Annotated in this window: 18 protein-coding genes; 10 read left to right on the forward strand and 8 right to left on the reverse strand. The window is 68.3% G+C overall.

The annotated features are described in order from the left end of the window. The first annotated feature begins 92 nt into the window (after positions 1-92). From BLT27_RS19260 to BLT27_RS14570, 3 genes are read left to right on the forward strand one after another with little or no spacing between them, the layout of a single operon-like run. Complete coding sequence (locus BLT27_RS19260; protein WP_139172351.1) at positions 93-236, forward strand: rubrerythrin-like domain-containing protein; 144 nt, start codon at positions 93-95, stop codon at positions 234-236. A gap of 2 nt (positions 237-238) precedes the next feature. Beyond that, positions 239-1534, forward strand: coding sequence for a glutamate dehydrogenase GdhB (gene gdhB / locus BLT27_RS14565; protein ID WP_089735160.1), 1296 nt, complete (start codon positions 239-241; stop codon positions 1532-1534). Between the two features lie 55 nt (positions 1535-1589). Continuing rightward, positions 1590-2120 carry a hypothetical protein gene (locus BLT27_RS14570; protein WP_089735162.1) on the forward strand — a complete coding sequence of 177 codons (531 nt, stop codon included), beginning with the start codon at positions 1590-1592 and terminating at the stop codon, positions 2118-2120. 30 nt (positions 2121-2150) lie between these two features. Here the strand turns inward: BLT27_RS14570 and BLT27_RS14575 are convergent, their stop codons facing one another. Then, positions 2151-2525, reverse strand: a complete 375-nt coding sequence (locus BLT27_RS14575; protein WP_089735164.1) for an SHOCT domain-containing protein — start codon at positions 2523-2525, stop codon at positions 2151-2153. Positions 2526-2672: 147 nt separating this feature from the next. Next, the gene (locus BLT27_RS14580) at positions 2673-5312 is read right to left on the reverse strand and encodes a heavy metal translocating P-type ATPase (protein ID WP_089735166.1); all 2640 of its coding nucleotides are present in this window, start codon (positions 5310-5312) and stop codon (positions 2673-2675) included. Between the two features lie 329 nt (positions 5313-5641). Here BLT27_RS14580 and BLT27_RS14585 point away from each other — a divergent pair, with 329 nt between their 5' ends. Together BLT27_RS14585 and BLT27_RS14590 are read left to right on the forward strand one after the other, a co-directional pair. After that, positions 5642-8266 carry a heavy metal translocating P-type ATPase gene (locus tag BLT27_RS14585; protein WP_089735169.1) on the forward strand — a complete coding sequence of 875 codons (2625 nt, stop codon included), beginning with the start codon at positions 5642-5644 and terminating at the stop codon, positions 8264-8266. Positions 8267-8424: 158 nt separating this feature from the next. Then, positions 8425-8622: a heavy-metal-associated domain-containing protein gene (locus tag BLT27_RS14590; protein WP_089735171.1), complete on the forward strand. Its 198-nt coding sequence runs from the start codon at positions 8425-8427 to the stop codon at positions 8620-8622. Between the two features lie 24 nt (positions 8623-8646). Here the strand turns inward: BLT27_RS14590 and BLT27_RS14595 are convergent, their stop codons facing one another. After that, on the reverse strand, positions 8647-10056 hold the full coding sequence (locus BLT27_RS14595; protein ID WP_089735174.1) for an FAD-dependent oxidoreductase: 1410 nt from the start codon (positions 10054-10056) through the stop codon (positions 8647-8649). Between the two features lie 209 nt (positions 10057-10265). Continuing rightward, the gene (locus BLT27_RS14600; protein ID WP_089735176.1) at positions 10266-10598 is read right to left on the reverse strand and encodes a DMT family transporter; all 333 of its coding nucleotides are present in this window, start codon (positions 10596-10598) and stop codon (positions 10266-10268) included. A gap of 126 nt (positions 10599-10724) precedes the next feature. Here BLT27_RS14600 and BLT27_RS14605 point away from each other — a divergent pair, with 126 nt between their 5' ends. Continuing rightward, positions 10725-11510, forward strand: a complete 786-nt coding sequence (locus tag BLT27_RS14605) for a TrmB family transcriptional regulator (protein WP_089735178.1) — start codon at positions 10725-10727, stop codon at positions 11508-11510. Here the strand turns inward: BLT27_RS14605 and BLT27_RS14610 are convergent. Genes BLT27_RS14610 through BLT27_RS14620 form a run of 3 tightly spaced genes read right to left on the reverse strand, consistent with a single transcriptional unit; the run spans position 11507 to position 14280 of the window. Continuing rightward, entirely contained in the window at positions 11507-12859 is a 1353-nt protein-coding gene (locus tag BLT27_RS14610) for an MFS transporter (RefSeq protein ID WP_245707779.1), read from the reverse strand. The two genes, BLT27_RS14605 and BLT27_RS14610, sit on opposite strands and share 4 nt — an antisense overlap. A gap of 49 nt (positions 12860-12908) precedes the next feature. After that, positions 12909-13937 (reverse strand): LLM class flavin-dependent oxidoreductase, encoded by a 1029-nt coding sequence (locus BLT27_RS14615; RefSeq protein ID WP_089735181.1) that lies wholly within the window; start codon positions 13935-13937, stop codon positions 12909-12911. Positions 13938-13995: 58 nt separating this feature from the next. Continuing rightward, positions 13996-14280 (reverse strand): hypothetical protein, encoded by a 285-nt coding sequence (locus tag BLT27_RS14620; protein WP_089735183.1) that lies wholly within the window; start codon positions 14278-14280, stop codon positions 13996-13998. A gap of 50 nt (positions 14281-14330) precedes the next feature. Here BLT27_RS14620 and BLT27_RS14625 point away from each other — a divergent pair, with 50 nt between their 5' ends. Beyond that, complete coding sequence (locus tag BLT27_RS14625; RefSeq protein ID WP_089735185.1) at positions 14331-15809, forward strand: AMP phosphorylase; 1479 nt, start codon at positions 14331-14333, stop codon at positions 15807-15809. A 253-nt stretch (positions 15810-16062) separates the two neighbouring features. Beyond that, positions 16063-17088 (forward strand): flippase-like domain-containing protein, encoded by a 1026-nt coding sequence (locus BLT27_RS14630; protein ID WP_089735187.1) that lies wholly within the window; start codon positions 16063-16065, stop codon positions 17086-17088. A 5-nt stretch (positions 17089-17093) separates the two neighbouring features. Here the strand turns inward: BLT27_RS14630 and BLT27_RS14635 are convergent, their stop codons facing one another. After that, entirely contained in the window at positions 17094-18011 is a 918-nt protein-coding gene (locus BLT27_RS14635; protein WP_089735189.1) for a hypothetical protein, read from the reverse strand. Positions 18012-18138: 127 nt separating this feature from the next. On the opposite strand from BLT27_RS14635, the gene BLT27_RS14640 reads away from it, so the two are divergent. Both BLT27_RS14640 and BLT27_RS14645 read left to right on the forward strand, forming a co-directional pair. Continuing rightward, entirely contained in the window at positions 18139-19041 is a 903-nt protein-coding gene (locus tag BLT27_RS14640) for an ArsR/SmtB family transcription factor (protein WP_089735191.1), read from the forward strand. A gap of 199 nt (positions 19042-19240) precedes the next feature. Further along, positions 19241-19975, forward strand: a complete 735-nt coding sequence (locus BLT27_RS14645) for a class I SAM-dependent methyltransferase (protein WP_245707781.1) — start codon at positions 19241-19243, stop codon at positions 19973-19975. Positions 19976-20043: the final 68 nt, after the last annotated feature.

Raw genomic sequence — 20043 nt, forward strand, 5'->3', positions numbered from 1 at the left:
AGTGTGTCATCTCCAACAGTCGGATATTCCCTTATACACCTATTACCCCTTATCCGAGTGCCCCGGTGTTCCCGCTGGCGCTCGTGACTTCAATGAGAGATGTAGACGTCAACCCCGACGAGGAGAGCCCGTACGAGTGCTTCGACTGTGGAACCATCATCGTCGCGAGCAACCCACCCGCTTCGTGTCCCGACTGTGCCGGCGCGATGCGTAATCGACGGACGCCCATCGAGTGACAATGTCCTCCCAAACGAGCGGGCCGACAGAGGAGTCGAGCACAGGAGCCGTCGAACCCGAGTCGGCGGTCGAAACCGCCCGACGACAGCTCGAGCACGCCGCCGAGCTGGTGGACATCGACCCGAACATCGTCGAACGCCTCCGGTACCCGAAGAAGGTCCACGAGGTCACGGTCCCGATCGAACGCGACGACGGGACCGTCGAGGTCTACACGGGCTACCGTGCACAGCACGACAGCGTCCGAGGGCCGTACAAGGGTGGACTCCGCTACCACCCGGAGGTGACCCGCGACGAGTGCGTCGGCCTCGGCATGTGGATGACCTGGAAGTGTGCCGTGATGGACCTCCCGTTCGGCGGGGCGAAGGGCGGTATCGCGGTCAACCCGAAGGAACTCAGCAGCGACGAGAAGGAGCGGCTCACCCGACGGTTCGCACAGGAGATACGCGACGTCATCGGGCCGACGGTCGACATTCCCGCACCGGACATGGGAACGGACCCGAAGACGATGGCGTGGTTGATGGACGCCTACTCGATGCAGCAGGGCGAGACGACGCCGGGAGTCGTGACGGGCAAACCGCCAGTCATCGGCGGGAGCGAGGGGCGCGACGGCGCGCCCGGACGGAGCGTGGCAATCGTCACCCGGGAAGTCGTCGAGTACTACGACAGGGACGTCGCCGGCACGTCCGTCGCCATCCAGGGCTACGGGAGCGTCGGCGCCAACGCGGCCCGGCTGCTCGACGAGTGGGGCGCTACGGTCGTGGCCGTGAGCGACGTCAACGGGGGCATCTACGACCCCGACGGCCTCGACACCGCAGCCATCCCGTCCCACGCGACGGAACCCGAAGCCGTGATGGAGCACGAGGCACCGCAGACTGTCAGCAACGAGGAGCTGCTCGAACTGGACGTCGACGTGCTCATCCCCGCCGCGGTCGGCAACGTCCTGACCGCCGAGAACGCCCGCGATGTCAGTGCCGACATCGTCGTGGAGGGGGCGAACGGTCCAACCACCACCGTCGCCGACGATATCCTCACGGAACGCGACATCCCCGTGGTACCCGATATCCTCGCCAACGCCGGCGGGGTGACCGTGAGCTACTTCGAGTGGCTGCAGGACATCAACCGCCGTGCGTGGTCCCTGGAGCGCGTCCACGAGGAGCTCGAGGCCGAGATGCAGGCGGCCTGGACCGAGGTCCGGAACACCTTCGACGACCGGGACGTGACCTGGCGGGACGCCGCGTACATCGTCGCGCTCTCCCGCGTCGCCGAGGCCCACGATTCACGTGGTCTCTGGCCCTGAAATCCCGGCTGGCGCTCCAGAAAACACTTCACGATGGACACGACCAACGCAAACGATGAACCGCCGCAGGTTCCTCGCTTCGACTACCTCCACCCTCGCCGTCGCGATCCTCGCAGGCTGTCTGGGTCCCCTCGGTGGGGACGACGATGACGAGTCGACACCGACGCCGACCGACTCCACGAGCGCACCGACCACCACGCACGCATCGACAGACGACGACATCGTGGACACGACTCACGGCCAGACCGACACACAGACGGACGGGCCGCTCTCCGACGAGCAGACCTTCGACCCCGACCATCCGATCCGCGTCGAGAACAACGACTCGACCACCCACACCCTGACCCTCCGCATCCGCAGGGACGGACAGCAGGACCACAGCCTGACCCGCGACCTCGAACCTGGCTTCGAAGACGTGGTCTACAATCTGGAACAGCTGGAGCCGGAGCGCATCGTCCAGTATCAGGTTGTCGCCGAGGTTGGCTCGGAACAGGATTCGCGCGCGGTCCAGACCAACGCCTGCTTCGGCGACGTGAACGTCGCTATCTCCGACGGGGAGCCACGGGTCGGGTTCGAGATCTGCTGAAGCCGACCGCGAACCGTCCGGTCACCCGCACTAACTATTCGATTCCTCCTCCAGTGCCTCGCGACGCTGCTGGTACTCCTCGTCGGTGAGGTCACCACGGGCGTAGGCCATCCTGAGTTCCTCGACTGCACGGTCCGCCCCGGTGTCGTGGCGAGTGAGGAACCGGTACAGCAGGTAGATGCCGGCGACGAGGGCGGCGAGGAACCCGAGCTGCATCAGGACGCCCACCAGCACGGCCCAGCCGGGTGCAGTCCCACCGTTCCACATTCCGTGTTCCCCGACACCCATCATACTGCCGTAACCCATCATCCCGAACCCCATGAAGAGCAGGGGGAGCACGAGCAGGGCTCCGAGGAAGACGAGGACTAGCGTGACGAGTGAGCCGTCGATGGTGTGCTGTGACATTGGTGTTGCTCCGTGGACCGTCTCCACGGTTCTAGCTACGTGGACATCGTTCAATGCGGTTGTGCTTTCGAGGGGGCCGGAGGGAACGAGTTGGAGTTTCGAACGACGGGGTCCTGCAGAGGGAAACTTTGGATTCGGAACCCTCGCTCAGCGCCCTCGGCCGAGCAGACTGTAGTCGTGGTCCGGGTCGTACCGGCGGAACAGCAGGCTGTTCGTGAGCACCGAGACGCTGGAGAACGCCATCGCGGCGGCCGCCAGCACGGGCTGGAGCAGGCCGAGTGACGCCAGCGGGATCATCGCCGTGTTGTAGCCGAGCGCCCAGACGAGGTTCTGCTTGATCTTCGCGAGCGTCGCGTCGGAGATGCGGATGGCCTTCACCACGTCGAGCGGGTCGTCGCGCATCAGCGTCACGTCGGCGGCCTCGATGGCGACGTCGGTGCCGGAGCCGATGGCGGTGCCGACGTACGCGACGGCGAGGGCGGGCGCGTCGTTCACGCCGTCCCCGACCATCATCGCCTTCCGGCCCTCCGACTGGATGGACTCGACCGCGTCCGACTTGTCCTCGGGCAGGACCTCGGCACGGACGTTCTCGGGGTCGATACCGACCTGCTCGGCGACGGCCCGGGCGGTGCGCTCGTTGTCGCCCGTGATCATCATCACGTCGACGCCACGCTCCTGCAGCGCGCTCACGGCGTCCCTCGCGCTCTCCTTGACGGTGTCCGCGTCGGCGACGACACCCAGGAGTTCACCGTCGCTTCCGTCCGCGGGCCGACGCCCCACGAGCATCGCGGTCTTCCCCTCGGACTCGAGACGCTCCATCGTCTCGGCTGCAGAATCGGGGTCGATACCGTTGTCGCGGAGCAGCTTGCGGTTCCCGACGAACACCTCGTCTCCCCCGACCGTCGCCGTCACACCGTGTCCGGGGACGTTCTCGAAGCCCTCGGGACTGCCGACGTCGATGCCGCGCTCGCGAGCGCCCTCGACGATGGCCTGGGCGAGCGGGTGTTCGCTGCCGCTCTCGGCCGTCGCAGCGAGCCTGAGCACGTCCGCCTCGGTTCGCCGGGCCTCGGCGGCGAGTTCGCCACCGTCGGCGGCGGTCTCGCCCCCGGTGACGGCCTCGCCATCCTCGAAGGCGACCACGTCGGTCAGTTCCATCTCGCCCTTCGTCAGTGTGCCCGTCTTGTCGAAGACCACGGTGTCGACGTCCTTCGCGCGTTCGAGCACGTCACCGCCCTTGAACAGCACGCCGTTCTGCGCGCCGATGGTGGTGCCGACCATCGTCGCTGCCGGCGTCGCCAGCCCGAGTGCGCAGGGACAGGCGATGAGCACGGCAGATGCGAACACGACGATGGCGAACTCGAACACCGAGACGCCACCGCCGGCGACGCCGGGGCCGCCCGCGACGAGCCCCCAGAGCGGGAGCGCGTCGACGAAGCCCGCCAGCGCCTCGGGGAACAGGAACCAGACGACGCCCCAGAACAGGGCGTTCACGATGACCGCCGGCACGAAGTACGCCGAGATGCGGTCCGCGAGGTTCTGGATGTCGGGCTGGCGGGACTGCGCCTCCTTGACGGTCTGGACGATCTGCTGGAGGGCGGTGTCGCTGCCGACCTTCGTGGCCTCGACGACGAGGAGTCCGTTCTCGTTGATGGTCGAGCCGACGACCTCGTCACCCTCGCGCTTCTCGACGGGGACGCTCTCGCCGGTGACCATCGACTCGTCGACCGCGCTCTGGCCGTCGACGACGACGCCGTCCGTCGGTATCTTCTCGCCGGGGCGGACCTTCATCCGGTCGCCGACCGAGACCTCCTCGAGCGGGACCTCGCGTTCGGTGCCGTCCTCGTCGACGACGGTCGCCGTCTCGGCCTCCATCTCGAGCAGCTTGCGTAACGCTTCGCCGGCCTGGCCCTTCGAGCGCGCCTCCAGGTAGTTCCCGAGCGTGATGAACACCAGGATGAGTGCGGCGGTGTCGAAGTATATGCTGCCGGCGACGAGCTCGAACAGGACGGCCACCGAGTAGACGTAGGCCGTGCTCGACCCGAGGGCGATGAGCACGTCCATGTTGGCCCGACGGTTGTTGACGAGCGCGTTGTACGAGTTCCGGTAGAACGGCCACCCGAGCAGAGCCTGGACGGGCGTCGCGAGGGCGAACTCCACCCAGCCGAGCCGCACCCCGAAGACGGTCTCCGGGACCAACGCACCGCCGAGCAGGAACTTGTCGGCGAGGAAGAACAGCATCGGTGCGGACAGCAACGCCCCGAACAGCGTCAGCCGGCGCTGTTTGCGTATCTCGGCGTTACGTGCGGCGTCGCGGGCGCTCTCGTCGCTGCCGTCGCCGTCGGCGCTCCCCTCCGTCCCTTCCGACTCCGCTCTGACGGGTTCGTATCCGGCGTTCTCGATCGCCTCGTAGAAGGTATCGAGCGACGACTCCGCCGGATTGAACGTGACCTGCGCCTCGTCCGTCGCGTAGTTCACGTCGGCGCGGACGACGCCCGGGAGCGACTCAAGCGCGTCCTGCACCGTCTCGGAGCAGTTCGCACAGGACATGTCCGTGATGGCGATGGTCACAGACTCGGTGACGGGGCTGTAGCCGGCGTCGCCGATGGCCTCGAATATCTCGTCGAGTGTCACCTGGTCCGGGTCGTACTCGACGGTGCCCTCGTCAGTAGCGTAGTTGATGTTCGCCTCCGAGACACCCTCCAGCCCGTCCAGGCGCTCGGCGATGGTCTGTGAGCAGTTCGCACAGCTCATCCCCTGGATGTCGATGTGGCTTCGATGCGTGCTCATGGCTAGTCCTACGGGCTACTCCTTCAATCGGTTTGTCCTTTCGATACCGTTGGGAAACGCCCGCTGAAATTTCGAATCGAAGGCGCCGTCCGCAGAACGCGCCCCGAACGGGAGCGGAACGCGGTGGTCGGGAGGGTGGAATCCGGGAGAATGCACCGTCCCGAGAACCGAAGACCGCCGACGGGACGGTCCGCACTGAGCGACCGACCTGGCTCTCGGACTCGCGCCCAGGCTATTAAACTGGCTACGCGTGGTTAATACTTTGAGCACATCGAACCCCCGCTTAGTAGTAGCTGGTTTAATAACTCCCGGTCGCTTAGGCCCAGCTAATGACCTCCCCCGACCGGGATACCCAGGATGCGTGTGACGTATCCCAGCCCGACGACCCCGACTGCGGCTGTCCGCCGGACGCGGACACCGGCGGTTCGTCCGCTACGGGGTCGAACGCAGCGGCAGACGGTAGCGTGACGCAGTTCTCGGTGCCCGACATGGACTGTCCGTCCTGCGCGGGCAAGGTCGAGAACAGCGTGCGCACACTCGACGGCATCGCCGCTATCGACGCACAGGAGACGACGGGGACGCTGACCGTCACCTACGATGCGTCCATGACCTCCCCCGAGGCGGTCGCCGACCGCATCGAGAAGGCCGGCTACAGCATCGACCGCGGCAAGGCGGCCACGCTCTCGCTCACCGTCCCGGATATGGACTGTCCGTCCTGTGCTGGCAAGGTCGAGAACGCAGTTGGCAGCTTCGACGGCGTGAGCTCCATCGACCCGCAGCCCACGACCGGTACGGTGACGGTCGGCTACGACGACAGGCACCTCTCCGAGGCAGATATCGTCGGGGCCATCGAGAGCGCCGGCTACGAGGTGACGGAGACCGACGGCACCGCCACCGGAGCAGAGTCGGGCGACAGCATCTGGACGAGCCCTCGCGCGCTGAAGACCTGGGCCAGCGGCGGCTTCCTGTCGGTGGGGCTGCTCCTCGAGTTCCTGCTCCACAGCCAGAACGCGTCGGTGACGAGCGTCCTCGGGAGCGAGCTGTTCGTCGCCGACGTCCTCTTCCTCGTCGCCATCGCGACCGGCGGCCAGGAGATCCTCCGGAACGGCTACTACTCCGCCCGGAACCGGAGCCTCGACATCGACTTCCTGATGTCGGTCGCTATCCTCGGTGCGCTCGTCGCCAGCGTCGCCTTCGGCGAGGCGCTCTACTTCGAGGCCGCCACCCTCGCCTTCCTCTTCAGCGTCGCCGAGCTCCTCGAACGGTACTCGATGGACCGCGCCCGGAACTCGCTCGAGGAACTGATGGACCTCTCGCCCGACGAGGCGACGGTCAAGCGGGACGGCGACGAGGAGACGGTGCCCGTGGACGCGGTGGGAGTCGGCGACATCGTCGTCGTCCGGCCCGGGGAGAAGATACCGATGGACGGCGTCGTCGTCGACGGACAGAGCGCGGTCAACCAGGCACCCATCACGGGCGAGAGCGTGCCGGTGGACAAGACCGACGGCGACGACGTCTACGCGGGCACCATCAACGAGGGCGGCTACCTCGAGGTGGAGGTCACCTCCGAGGCCGGCGACAACACGCTGTCGCGCATCGTCGAGATGGTCGAGGACGCACAGTCGAACAAGACCGAGCGCGAGCAGTTCGTCGAACGGTTCGCCGGATACTACACCCCGGTCGTGGTCGCGTTCGCGGTGGTCGTCACTCTCGGGAGCCCGTCCGTGCTCGGCACGACCTGGTCCACCGCGGTGGTCTACGGGCTGACCCTGCTCGTGCTGGCCTGTCCGTGTGCGTTCGTCATCTCCACGCCGGTCTCCGTGGTCTCGGGCATCACGAGCGCCGCGAAGAACGGCGTGCTCATCAAGGGCGGCAATCACCTCGAGGCGATGGGCGCAGTCGAGGCTGTCGCCCTCGACAAGACCGGTACGCTGACCAGGGGCGAGCTGACGGTGACCGACGTCGTCCCCCTGAACGGCAACACCGAAGAGGAGGTGCTCAGGTGTGCCCGCGGGCTGGAGGCTCGCAGCGAGCATCCCATCGGCGAGGCCATCGTCGAACAGGCCGCCACCGTCGGGGTCGCCGAACGCGACGTCGACGACTTCGAGAGCATCACCGGGAAGGGAGTCCGGGCTGCCCTCGACGGCCGGCCGCACTACGCCGGCAAGCCCGGCCTGTTCGAGGACCTCGGCTTCGACCTCTCGCACGTCCACGCCACCACGGACGGCGGGGTCGTCACCCAGACCGCACAGACCATCTGCGACCGCAACAACTGCCTCGACCTGCTGCACGACACCGTCCCGGCGCTCCAGTCGGAGGGGAAGACCGTCGTGCTGGTCGGCACCGAGGACGAACTGGAGGGCGTCATCGCGGTCGCGGACGAGGTCCGCCCGGACGCAGCTCGGACCGTGACCCGGCTGCGGGAACTCGGCGTACAGCACACCATCATGCTCACCGGGGACAACGAGCGGACGGCCCGAGCCATCGCCGAACAGGTCGGCGTGGACGAGTTCCGCGCCGGGCTGTTGCCCGACGAGAAGGTGGCTGCTATCGAGGCGCTGAACGACGAGTACGACGGCGTCGCGATGGTCGGCGACGGCGTCAACGACGCGCCAGCCCTCGCGACGGCGACGGTGGGCGTCGCGATGGGTGCCGCGGGGACGGACACCGCGCTCGAGACGGCGGACATCGCGCTGATGAGCGACGACCTCTCGAAGCTCCCGTACCTCTACGAGCTCGCGAACGACGCCAACGGCGTCATCAGGCAGAACATCTGGGCGAGCCTGCTCGTGAAGGCGCTCCTGGCCGTGGGTGTCCCGTTCAGCCTGGTCCCGATCTGGCTGGCGGTCCTCGCCGGGGACGCCGGCATGACGACGGCGGTGACGGCGAACGCGATGCGGCTCTCGCGGATCCGTCCCGATGGTGCCGAGGCGACGGGGACGGCTGGCGACTGAGGCGACTCCGCGACCCGACTTCGCTGTCCGCTCTGTTCTCTCCAGTACGCCGGACAGCCTGGCGTCCGCCGACCGTCGACGGCCTCCGTCCGTGCGGCCGGGTCCAGCCACGGACTGAATCGACAACCGAAATATGTCCGGAGCGCCTCCCTTCGGCCATGACGACGACCATCAGCGTCGAGGGGATGAGCTGTGGCCACTGCGAGCAGACCGTCGAGGAGGCGCTCCGCGACGTAGCGGGCGTGACTGAGGCCGACGCCGACCGGGAATCGGAACGTGTGAGCGTCGAGGGTGACGCCGAGATGTCGGCACTCGTCGCGGCGGTCGAGGACGCCGGCTACACCGCCCACGCCTGACCACTGCCGCGCCAGCGTCGCGAGTCAGACAGCGCGGTCACCCTCCGAGCCGGGCGTCTCCGGTCGGTCGTCCTCGCTTCCGCCGCCGAACGGTCGGAAGACACGCCAGAGGACCTTCGGACGGAACAGAGCCGTGGGAGACGCCTCCAGTCTCGTGACCCGTGCGTACACCTCGCTCAGGAACGGGTCGTCGTGAGCTCTCCTGACGAAGCGGTCCATATACCAGTTCGTGACCCCGGCACCGGTAGGCTCCGGCCCGCTCGTCTCGGCGAAGGCGAAGTCGCTCCCGACGACGACCCGCCAGACGCCGTCGACGATGGCGGCAGCACGGTCGAAGAACCGTGGCCCGAGCTCGTCGAGTCCGCCGTCGGCCAGCGCGTGGTGCAGGCCCAGCGCCTCGAGCGCCGCCACGGACATCCCCTGCCCGTAGATGGGGTTGAAGCTCGCGAGTGCGTCGCCCGTCACGACGAGTCCAGCCGGGAAGCGGTCGAGGGCCTCGTACCGGTGGCGGCGACTCGCGGGATACGGGTACCGTTCGGCCTGCGCCGTCCGCCACTCGTGGGCCGCGAGGGTGGCACCGAACTCGTCCGCCGGGAGGCTGTCCGCGAACCGCTGGAGCGGCTCGGGGTCGGTCGGTGGGTCGTCGCCGTGGACGCCCTGCAGGATGACCTCCCACTGGCCGTCCTCGGCCGGGATGAGGGCACCGCCACGGGTCCGTGGTGCGGTCGGGGCGACGAGGAACAGCCGTCTGTCGTCCGGCGGTCGTTCGACGCGGATGGTGCTGTAGGCGACCTCGATTGTCACCTCGTCGGTCGCCGGTCTCTGGAAGCCGGTCTCGGCCAACCACGACGGCGTGCGACTCGTCCGTCCGGTCGCATCGACGACCAGGTCGGCCGCGAGCGTGAACGGCTCGCCCTCGCCGTCCCGTCCGGTCACGCCGGTGACCGTCTGGCCAGTCGCATCCGTCTCGTAGCCGGTGAACCGGTGCTCTCCCCGCAGGTCGACGCACTCCAGCCCTCGGGTACGCTGGCGGAGCACCGCCTCGAGGAGTGGACGACTCGCGCAGTAGGTCGGCAGCCGACCCGGAGCGTCGGCGATGTAGTCACCGCCGTTGAACTCCCGGAGCTGCCTGCTCGCGTCGACCAGCAGCCCGCCCGCTTCGAGGAGTGTCTCGGAGAATCCCGGGAACAGGTCCTCCAGCGTGGCACGACCGCCCTCCAGCAGGACGTGGGGATGTCGCGTCTGGGGCGCGCCGTCTCTGGCGACCGGGTCCGCCGGTAGGGGGTCCCGGTCGAGCACGACCACCGACTCGAACGCGTCTCGCAACACGCGTGCAGCACAGAGTCCGGCGACGCTCCCGCCGAGGACGACTGCACGCTCGCCGACGGTGCCCACGCTCGACTCGTCGTACCGGGGGACTGTCGCGAGCGTCATCGCGCTCCGACCTCGCTCTCGCTGGTTTGGCGAGCTCCGCTGCCGCTCTGGCCCGCGTACTCGACCTGCTGGCACATACGGACCGCTTCCGTCTCCACATCCGAGGGGGCATCGCGGCGTATGCGAGGCTATTTAAGTGATTCTGGCGAGACCGGCGCGAGCGACGGACTGTCCGTCCTCCCCGAGTGACGCCCGCTCGGGAACCCGACTCAGTGTGCCGCCATCTCCGAGACGACGTTGACAGCGTACACACCGACGAGAATGCACAGGATGCCGAGCGCCCCGGCCAGGTCGACGGGTTCGTCGAACAGCACGACCCCGATGCCAGCCACGCCGACGATGCCGAGCGCGGCCCAGGTGCCGTAGACGACGCCGATGGGCAGTTCCTCGAGCGTCAGCGACACCAGATAGAAGGCGACGCCGTACCCCACGACGACGGCAAGACTGGGCAGCGGCTTCGAGAACCCGTCGGACAGTTTGAGTGCGGTCGTCCCGACCAGTTCCGAGACGATAGCGGCGGCGAGCAACGCGTAGGGATGCATGGTCGTCGTTCCCCGCGGCGGTCGTATGACCGTTGCCGAATCCGATGCCACTTGCAGTCAGTTTTCAAGGGTCGGAGTCGTCGGGGCTCGCATCACTTTTGTCGGTCACCCGAGAAGCTGGGACCGATGACGGAGCTCGGAGAACTCGGGCTGTCGAGCTACGAGGAGCAGGCCTACCGCACGCTGCTCGTGACCGGTGCGACGACGGCAGCCGACCTCTCGACCGCCAGCGACGTGCCCCGTGGCCGGATCTACGACGTGCTCAACGGGCTGGCGTCGCGCGGACTGGTCGGGACACAGGCGACGGAGCCGACCCGGTACCGGGCCGTCGAGCCGGCGGTCGCTGTCGACAGGCTCCTCGCCGAACGGACCCGCGAACTCGCCGACGAGTGGGAGCGGTACCGGGGTGTCGCCCGCGCCGTCCGGTCGAACCTGCTCCCGACTGCCCCCGCGGACGCGAGCGTCTGGCTCGGGTCGCTCGGCAGCGAGGAGATGCAGACGGCGATGCGGGAGCACGTCCGGACCGCGACCGAGTCCGTCCTGGCGACACTCGGCCCGCCGTACCAGCACGCGTCGTGGGGGACGTTCGAGACCGAGGTCGCGGCGTTCCTCGACGGGGCCGCAGACGGGCTCTCCGTCTCGATCGTGCTCGCGGACAGCGTGGTGGACAGCCTCCCGGAGACGTTCCCGGACCTCGTCGAATCCGCACCGGGCAGCGTCGAGATCCGGGCGCATCCCACGGTTCCGGTGTCGTTCGACGTCGTCGACGGGGAGCTGACCACGGTCGACCTCCCCAGTCCACGCGACTCCGGCGACCGGCTGGGCGTCGTCGGGGTCAACGCTCCCGAGGTGGTGGCCGCGTTCGAGCGCGAGTTCGAGGCCCTCTGGGCTGATGCCACACCGTTGCTCTAGGCGTCGGCCGTCGATTCGATACTCCCCCGGGCGACCAGTCCGAGCAGCACCAGGATGGGCACGAACAGCAGGCCGGCGACGACGAACGGCGACCAGTACGCGATGGCGACGTAGAGCAGGCCGGCGGCGGCCGGACCGAACGTCCGGGCGAGGCTGCTCGCGGACTGGGTGAGCCCGAACGCCCCGCCCTGCTCGTCGGCGTCGGCGTTGAGCGACACCAGCGCGTTCAGGGAGACGTTCGTGAGGGCGTTGCCGAACGCGAGCGGTGTCGAGACGAGGGCAAGTGCGACGGCCCCTGACTCGACCGGCCCGAGGGCGGGCACGAACGACCACGACAGCGAGAACGGGACCAGTGCGAGCGTCACGACCTGGATGCCAGCGCCGACGAGGGCGAGCCGGTACTCGCCGAAGCGGTCCGTGAGCGGCCCGATGAGCCCGCCCTGCACGATGGCGATGAGCACCCCGATGTACGTCAGCAGTACCGCGTTCTCGGCGGTCCCGTAGCCGAGTCTGTCGCTCGTGAGGAAGATGAACTGGCTCTCGAACGCCGAGAACGCGAACGAGGCCAGGAAGAAGGCCACGACGAGCGAGCCGATATCGGGCGAGCGCACCGCGTCGTACAGCTGTCTGAGGCGGGACTCGTTCCCCACCGTGGTGCGTTCCCGTCGATTCGGCTCCGGCAGGACGAAGAACGCGAGGACGAGGTTCCCGGCGGTCAGCGCGGCGGCGGTGAACGACGGCATCGTGAACTCGCTGACGGGGACCGCCGCGGGGAGCACCGACTCGAACAGCGAGAGCGCGGCGGGACTCGATACCAGGCCGGCGATGGCGGGGCCGAAGACGAACCCCAGTCCGAACGCTGCGCCGAGGATACCGAGGCCCTTCGCCCGGTCCTCTGGCGACGTGATGTCCGCCATGTAGGCGTTCGCCGTGGCGATGTTGCCGCCCATCGCCCCGGCCAGCGCCCGTGCGAAGAACAGCACGACGAGCCCGTTGGCGGCTCCGATGACGCTGCCGAGCTCCCCCGCCAGCCCGAACAGCGTCCACGCCAGCACGCTCCCGGTGAGCGACAGGAGCAGGACGGGCCGCCGTCCGCGTTCGTCGGAGAGACGGCCGAGGATGGGTGCGCCGGCGAACTGGAACAGCGAGTACGTCGCGATGAGCAGGCTCCCGACGAACTCGTTCGCCCCGAAGAACTTCGCGTAAAGCGGGATGACCGGGATGAGGATACCGAAGCCGAGCAGGTCGAGGAAGATGACGAGGAACAGCGTGCCGACGACGCGGCGACGCGTCATGCCCGGCACGGGAACGCCGTCCTCGCTCGGGTCGTCGTCGGCCTCCTCGTTCACGCGGTTGCGGTGGTACGCGCCGACGAAAGAAGTTCCGGTGGCGGCTGCCTCAGCGGGGGTCCAGTCCGACCGCGTCCGCGAGGAGCTCGTGCGACCGCAGCCCGTCGTCGTGGTCGGCCACGACGTGCTGAATCATGACCTCGTCGACGCCGACCCGGTCCGCGAGCTGGTCGAGGAGCCCCGCCATGGTCTCCGGACTGCCGGAGATGGCGCGGGGCCACTCGCCGTCGTCGAGTGTCTCGGGGGCCGGGTCCGGAACGCCACCGAGCTCGTCGATTGCCTCCTCGACGGACGGCGTCGTCCCGAGCTCGCCGCGGCGAAGTCGCTGGTGCGACGCCTCGGCGACGGCGCGCAGGCGGGCCGCCTCCTCGTCGGTCTCGGCGCAGACGGCGTTGACCGCGACCATCCCGGCGGGCTCGTCCACGCCGCCGGCGAGCCGGGACGGCTGGAACTCCTCGTGGTAGGTCTCGAAGGAGTGTGCGGCCCACTGCGGCCGGATGAACCCGGCGAAGCAGTACGGGAGCCCGAGCTCGGCCGCGAGCTCGGCGCTGGAGGGGCTGGAGCCGAGCAGCCACGGCTCGGCAGGCCCCCAACCGGACCGGGGGATCGACAGGTCGGCGTACTCGTGTTCGTCCGGGAAGTCGTCGAAGAGGTGGTTCAGCACGGCCTCGACGCGTTCGCGGTGGTCGGCGTCCGGGTCCTCCACGTAGCGGTCGGTCCCGAGGGCCTGGTCGCTCGCCGGCGAGCCGTTGGCCCGGCCCAGCCCGGCGTCGATGCGTCCGGGTGCGAGCCCGTCGAGCGCGCCGAACACCTCCGCGACCTTGAACGGGCTGTAGTGGTTCAGGAGGACCGCACCGGAGCCGAGCCGAATCGCGTCGGTCTCGGCGGCGAGGTGCCCGAGCAGCACCTCGGGAGTGGTCCCGGCGAGGCGTTCGGCCATGCCGTGGTGTTCCGCGACCCAGAACCGCTCGTACCCGAGTCGCTCCGCCTGCTTCGCTGCCTGGACGGTGTTCGCGTAGGCTTCCCCGGCTGTTCCGCCGTCGGGGACCGGGGAGAGGTCGACTATCGAGAGATCCATGCCCGCCTTCGGGGAGTCCGTCGGAAAACGGTTTGCCAAGCAGCAGTCGCCGTTCGCCTCACCCGCCCAGCGACGACCGGAGGAGCGACCCGAGGCCGACGACCGTGAACAGGCCACCCATACCCATCAGCGGCAGCGGGGCGCCCGTCCGCTTCGGCTCGAGGTATGCCCGCCCCGGCTCCTCGGGGAGGACGTACGCGGTAACAACCGTGTCAGTCTCGTACTTCCCGAGTCGGGCTTCGGCATCGTCGCCCGTCTCGACGGTCGAGCCGACCGACCCGGGGGAGACGTTGCTCGACGTGTACCACGAGGTGGCCCCGCCTGGACGGCCGAGCGGACTCACATCGGGCGGCTGTCCCCTGATTTCATTATCGCGTCGCCTCTGGGTGCCCTATGGACCTCACAGCCCGCGAGATCGATATCGCGACGCCGACGCCGACGGTCATCCTCCACACGGCCGACGCCGAGGAACTCGGCGCGCACCCGCTCGACAGACTCCGCATCGAGCAAGCGGAGCGGACGTACACCGGCGTGGTGGAGACGACGACCGAACTCGTCGAGGAAGGGGTGCTGGCCGTGACCAGCCGACTCGGACACGTCACCGGCCCGGTTACGGTCTCACTCGCCCCGAAACCACGTTCGGTCGCCCACATCCGGACCAAGCTCGAGGACCACGAGCTGGAGCAGTCGGACCTCCAACAGCTCGTCCGGGACATCGACCGGAACCGGCTCACCGACGTCGAGCTCGGGGCCTACGTCGCGGCGCTCCACGCGAACGGGCTCTCACACGAGGAGACGCGCCACCTGACGCAGGCGATGACCGATATCGGAGAGCGCCTGGACTGGTCGGAGTCCGTCGTCGCCGACAAGCACTCCATCGGCGGCGTGGCCGGCAACCGCGTGACGCCCATCATCGTGCCCATCGTCGCCGCTGCTGGCGTCACCATCCCCAAGACCTCCTCACGGGCCATCACCTCGCCCGCTGGCACCGCCGACACCATGGCGGTGTTCTGCGACGTGGAGTTCACGACCGACGAGGTGCGCGAGGTGGTCGAGGAGACCGGCGGCTGTCTGGTGTGGGGTGGGGGCGTGGAGCTCTCGCCCGTGGACGACAAGATAATCCGGGCCGAGAACCCGCTGTCGGTCGACCCACCGGGACAGGTCATCGCCTCCGTCCTCTCGAAGAAGAAGAGCGCCGGCTCGAACCGGGTGCTCATCGACATCCCGTACGGCGAGCACGCGAAGGTGACGAGCCTCGTCGCGGCCCGCGACCTCGCCGAGGACTTCCGGCTCGTCGCCGAACACCTCGACATCGACATCGCGTGCACCATCACCCGCGGTGGCCAACCGATCGGCGAGGGTATCGGGCCGATTCTGGAGGCCAGGGACGTGCTCGCGGTCCTCGACGGTGGCGGACCGCTCGAGCTCAGACTGAAGAGCGTCAGGTTGGCGGACATCCTGTTCGACCTGTGTGACGTGGACGCCGATGCGACGGAGCTCCTCGACTCCGGTGCTGCCCTCGAGAAGTTCCGCGAGATCGTCGCGGCCCAGGGCGGTGACCCGGACGTAGCCCGCGACGACCTGAGGCCCGGCGAGCGTCGCCACGTCGTCACTGCTGGCCGGGACGGCATCGTGCTGAGCATCCAGAACCGGACCATCAGCCAGGTGGCACGCCGCGCCGGCGCACCGCGGGACGCCGGGGCGGGTATCCGGCTCCACTGTCGGGAGGGCGACGCGGTCGAGGCCGAGGACGAACTGTTCACCGTCTACGCGGAGAAGGCCGGGAAACTGACCGAGGCAGTCGAGTACAACGCCGGCGTCGAGGCGGTCCGCATCGGCGACCCCGACGAGGCCCTCATCGAGCGGCGCTGACGACCGGGGTCCGATTCGGTCGGCCCCGGTTCGGAAACTCGGGCGGCAGTCGGCGGGTCATCAGTGGCCAGTGGCCGCAACCGTTGGCACGCCCCCGGACTGCTTTTTACAGGCGGTCGAGGCGAATGCCCCGGGGCTTGACCCCGAGGCGATTCACCAGTTCTTCTCCCGGTCGAGTCGGTCCCGGTGCGCACGACTGGGGCCGGCGTCCAGTTCCGGAGGCTTGAAGCCAATCTTGTGGCCAAGGTACGGTGTGAACGTTCGCAACGCCGCCGCGACGCTCGTCGGGTTCGCCATCGCGGCTGCCGTGCTGCTCGGACTGGCGTCCCTCGTCGGCACCGGCGAGATACTCGACGCGATCAGCCGCGCGAACCCGGTTCGGGTCGTGATGGTCCCGCTGGCCATCTTCGCCTGGCTCTGTGTCTGGGGGGTGTCCCTGCAGGTCATCCTCGCTGCGGTGGGGGTCGAGGTATCCGTGGTCGACGCGGTGCTCGTCCACGCCGGCGCGGCGTTCGCGAACCACATCTCACCGTTCGGCCAGGCCGGCGGTGAGCCCATCGCGGCGTGGCTCGTCACCGAGACGAGCGACGCCGAGTTCGAGCGCGCACTGGCGGCGATGACCAGCTTCGACACCATCAACGTGGTCCCGTCGCTGCTGTTCGCCCTCGTCGGGCTGGGCTACTACGCGGTCCAGGCCGTCCTCATCCAGCGCATCCAGTATCTGGCGGTCGGACTGGTCGTACTCACGGTGACGCTCCCCGTACTCGGTGCGCTCGCGTGGCGGAACCGGGACGCACTGGAACGTCGGCTCGTCGGCGTCGTCGTTCCGCCGCTGCGGTTCCTCGACCGCGTGGTTCCCAAGTTCTCGATGCCGGGGCGTGCAGCCGTCGAACGGACCGTCAAGGAGTTCTTCGTCAGCATCGAACGCATCGCGACCGACCGCCGGCGACTCGTCATCGCCCTCGTGCTGTCTGCGGCCGGCTGGGCGCTCCAGGCGGCCGGGCTCTGGTTCGCGTTCTGGGCGCTCGGAATCGTCATCCCGCCGTACATCCCGCTGTTCGTCGTCACGCTCGGGGCGTTCGCCGGTGCGCTCCCGACGCCGGGCGGTCTCGGCGGTGTCGAGACACTCCAGATAACGCTGCTCGTCGCGACGACGTCCGTCCTCGCGCCGACCATCACCGCCGCGGTCGCGATCTCCCGCGTCGGCGGCTTCTTCTTCACGACCTCAGTCGGCGCGGCCGCTATCGGCATCCTGAAGGTCAGGACGAAGTCGGTCTGACCGCCTCAGCGATAGCCGAGCTGTTCGAGTCGACTCTCGACGTCCGCGTCGACCGACTCGTCCGCGTCGACCAGGTCGCCCGCCGCCACGGGGTCGTACTCGCCCTCGTCGGTCGCCGTCGTGACCGCCCACGGGACCGTCCTGAGCTCGGGCAGGGCGATACCTGCGGCGTGGCCGTAGAGGCCCTTCTCGCCGACCGCGTTGCCGTGGTCGGCCGTGACGACGGTCCGGCCGGCGTCGACGTTCGACCGGAGCAGGTCGACGTCCTCGAGGACGAGCTCGAGGTTCTTGCGGTACGCGTCCCACACCTCGTCGACGGTCCGGTTGCCGAAGCGGAGGTCCTCCCAGACCGAGAGCGACTCGTCGCCGAAGTCGTCGAGCGCGATGCCGTCGTCGCGGTCGTCCGCCAGGGAGGGGAAGTGGGGCTGCATGTAGTGGACGACCAGGCGGTCCGCGTCGTGGGTCCGCGCTGCCCGGACCGCCGCCGCGGTCACCTGCCGCGGTGGTGTGGTCCCGACGTCGTCGTCCCAGCCGTCTCGCCAGACCTCCTCCACGAACGCGAACGCGTCGTGGTCGATGTGCGACGCGCTGTACGGGTTCGCGGTGACGTAGCCCACGTCTCCGAGCTCGTCCGGGCTACGCGGGCCGAACGTCGCGTCGAGCCACTCCGTCGAGGTACCCCCTGGAGAGACGCGCGTCTCCTCCGTCGGATAGCCGAAGTCGCCCGCCGTCTCGGCCCAGAGGTCCGCCCGACAGGCGTCGAGGACGACCAGCATGTCCCACTCCTCGGCGAACATGTCGTCAGCGTCGAGGGTGCGGGCGTACCGCAGGTAGGACCGCGAGACGAACTCCCGAACGGCCCCGAACCCCGCCCCGCGGAGGTTCTTCACGGTCTCGTCGACGAGCGAGACTGCTTCGTTCATATCACAGTCGTGGTCTATCGAGCGGAAAGCTACTTCGATACGGCCCGACAGCGCTGTACCCGGTGGCAGTAGAGCGAGCTGTGGGAATCCTGCAGTTTCAAGGGCCGAGATGCGGTAGTCGTTTCCGATGAGCGCGGACCGCAGGGCGCCGACAGTGTTCCGTCTGCTGTCGGACGAGACACGACTCGACATCCTCTGTGCCGTCGCGGAGGCCCAGGAGGAGTACGAGGAGTTTCCGGAAGGCCCCGTCCAGTTGTCGTTCTCCGAGATCTACGAACGCGTCGCCGTCGACAACACGTCGAAACTCTCGTACCACCTCGGCGAACTGGACGGCGTGTTCCTCAGGAAGAGCGAGGACGGCTACTCCTTCACGCACGTCGGTGAACGGCTGACCCGGTTCGTCCTCGCTCGGAACTACGAGCGACCCGCGTCCTTCGAGCCCATCGGGACGGCGGGCACCTGCCCGTTCTGCGAGGCCGAGTCGCTCGAGGCCCGCCTCCACCACCAGTTCCTCCTGGTCACGTGCACCGAGTGCGGTCAGGCGGTGTCGAACTACCAGGTCACCCCCACCCAGGTCCGGACGCACGACGAGGAGGGCCTGATACGGTCGGTCAAGCGGAAACAGGCGACGGACTACGGACTCGTCCGCCGGGGGACCTGTCCGGAGTGTACCGGCAGTCTGTCGACGGAGATACGCAGTTTCGAGTCCATGCTGCCGTTCGAGGCTGACCCCTTCTTCGTATTCGACCACTGCAGCGAGTGCCTCCGGTTCTACAACGCACTGCTCACGTACGGCATCGCGTACCATCCAGCCTCGGTCTCGTTCCACTGGGACCACGGTATCGACGTGACCTCGATGGGACTCTGGGAGTTCCACGAGTACCTCACGGCGGGGAAGTGGACATCCGAGCGGGTGTCGACGGAGCCCCCGGAGTACCAGGTGGAGTTCACCATCGGGGGGGACCTGCTGCGGTGTACGGTCGACGAGGAGGCCACCGTCACCGGGACCGAACGCGTGCGACGCAGATGACCGGATTCGGCTCGAAACGGTAATCCATCTTTCAAAAGCTCCGTTTACGCAGGACTGAAATACCCCCGCCGGAGCTTCGAATATCCCTCGTACCGGTCCTGCTGGGAGCTCGTGTACTCAACTGGCGTTTTGAAACGGCTCTGGTAATATATCAATAGTTCGATAATTGTTAAGGGTGGTCGGCTCACTGTTCTCGACCATGAGCGAGTCGATACCCAGCCGGTCCACCGACCGAGAGCGCGAGCACAGCTCGACCCCCGGCACCGACACGAAGCACACCACGTCCGACACTGAGAGACCGATGTCCCTGCGTGAGATCCAGGCTGCGTACGCCGAGTACGCCGACGCCTTCGAACGGTTCGCCGTCGTCGGCCGGGCGGTCACCGGCCGCTACCGCAGGCGTCAGTTCGCCGATGCCGAGGGACGGGTCCTCGATGTCGCCTGCGGCACCGGGACGAACTTCAGGTACCTGCCGGAGCACGTCGACCTCGTCGCGGTCGACATCAGTCCCGAGATGCTCTCGAAAGCGCGCGAGACGCTGGCGGGCCTGCCGGTCGACGGCGACCTCCAGCGGATGGACGCGGCGTCGCTCTCGTTCGACGACGACAGCTTCGACACGGTCGTGTCGGCCCTCTCGACCTGTACGTTTCCCGACCCCGTGGCGGCGCTCCGGGAGATGGAGCGGGTCTGCGAACCCGACGGTCGAATCCTGCTCGTCGAGCACGGCCTGAGCGACTTCGGCCCGCTCGCCCGCTACCAGCGGTGGCGGGCGGACGCCCACTACGAGAAGGCCGGCTGTCGCTGGACCCAGGAGCCACTGGCCGTCGTCGAGGAAGCCGGGCTTCAGGTCGAGAACGCTCGAACCGGTCTCCTCGGGATGGTCACCAGTATCGAGTGTCGGCCGCGACGCGCCACCGCCGAACCGGAGCGATGAGCGTCGCCCACCACGGAGCCGTGTCGGCTGCCAACAGTGGCGCGACCTGCGACGGCCGGTTTACCGCC

The organism is Haloarchaeobius iranensis (assembly GCF_900103505.1).
In the GTDB taxonomy this organism is placed as follows: Archaea; Halobacteriota; Halobacteria; order Halobacteriales; family Natrialbaceae; genus Haloarchaeobius; species Haloarchaeobius iranensis.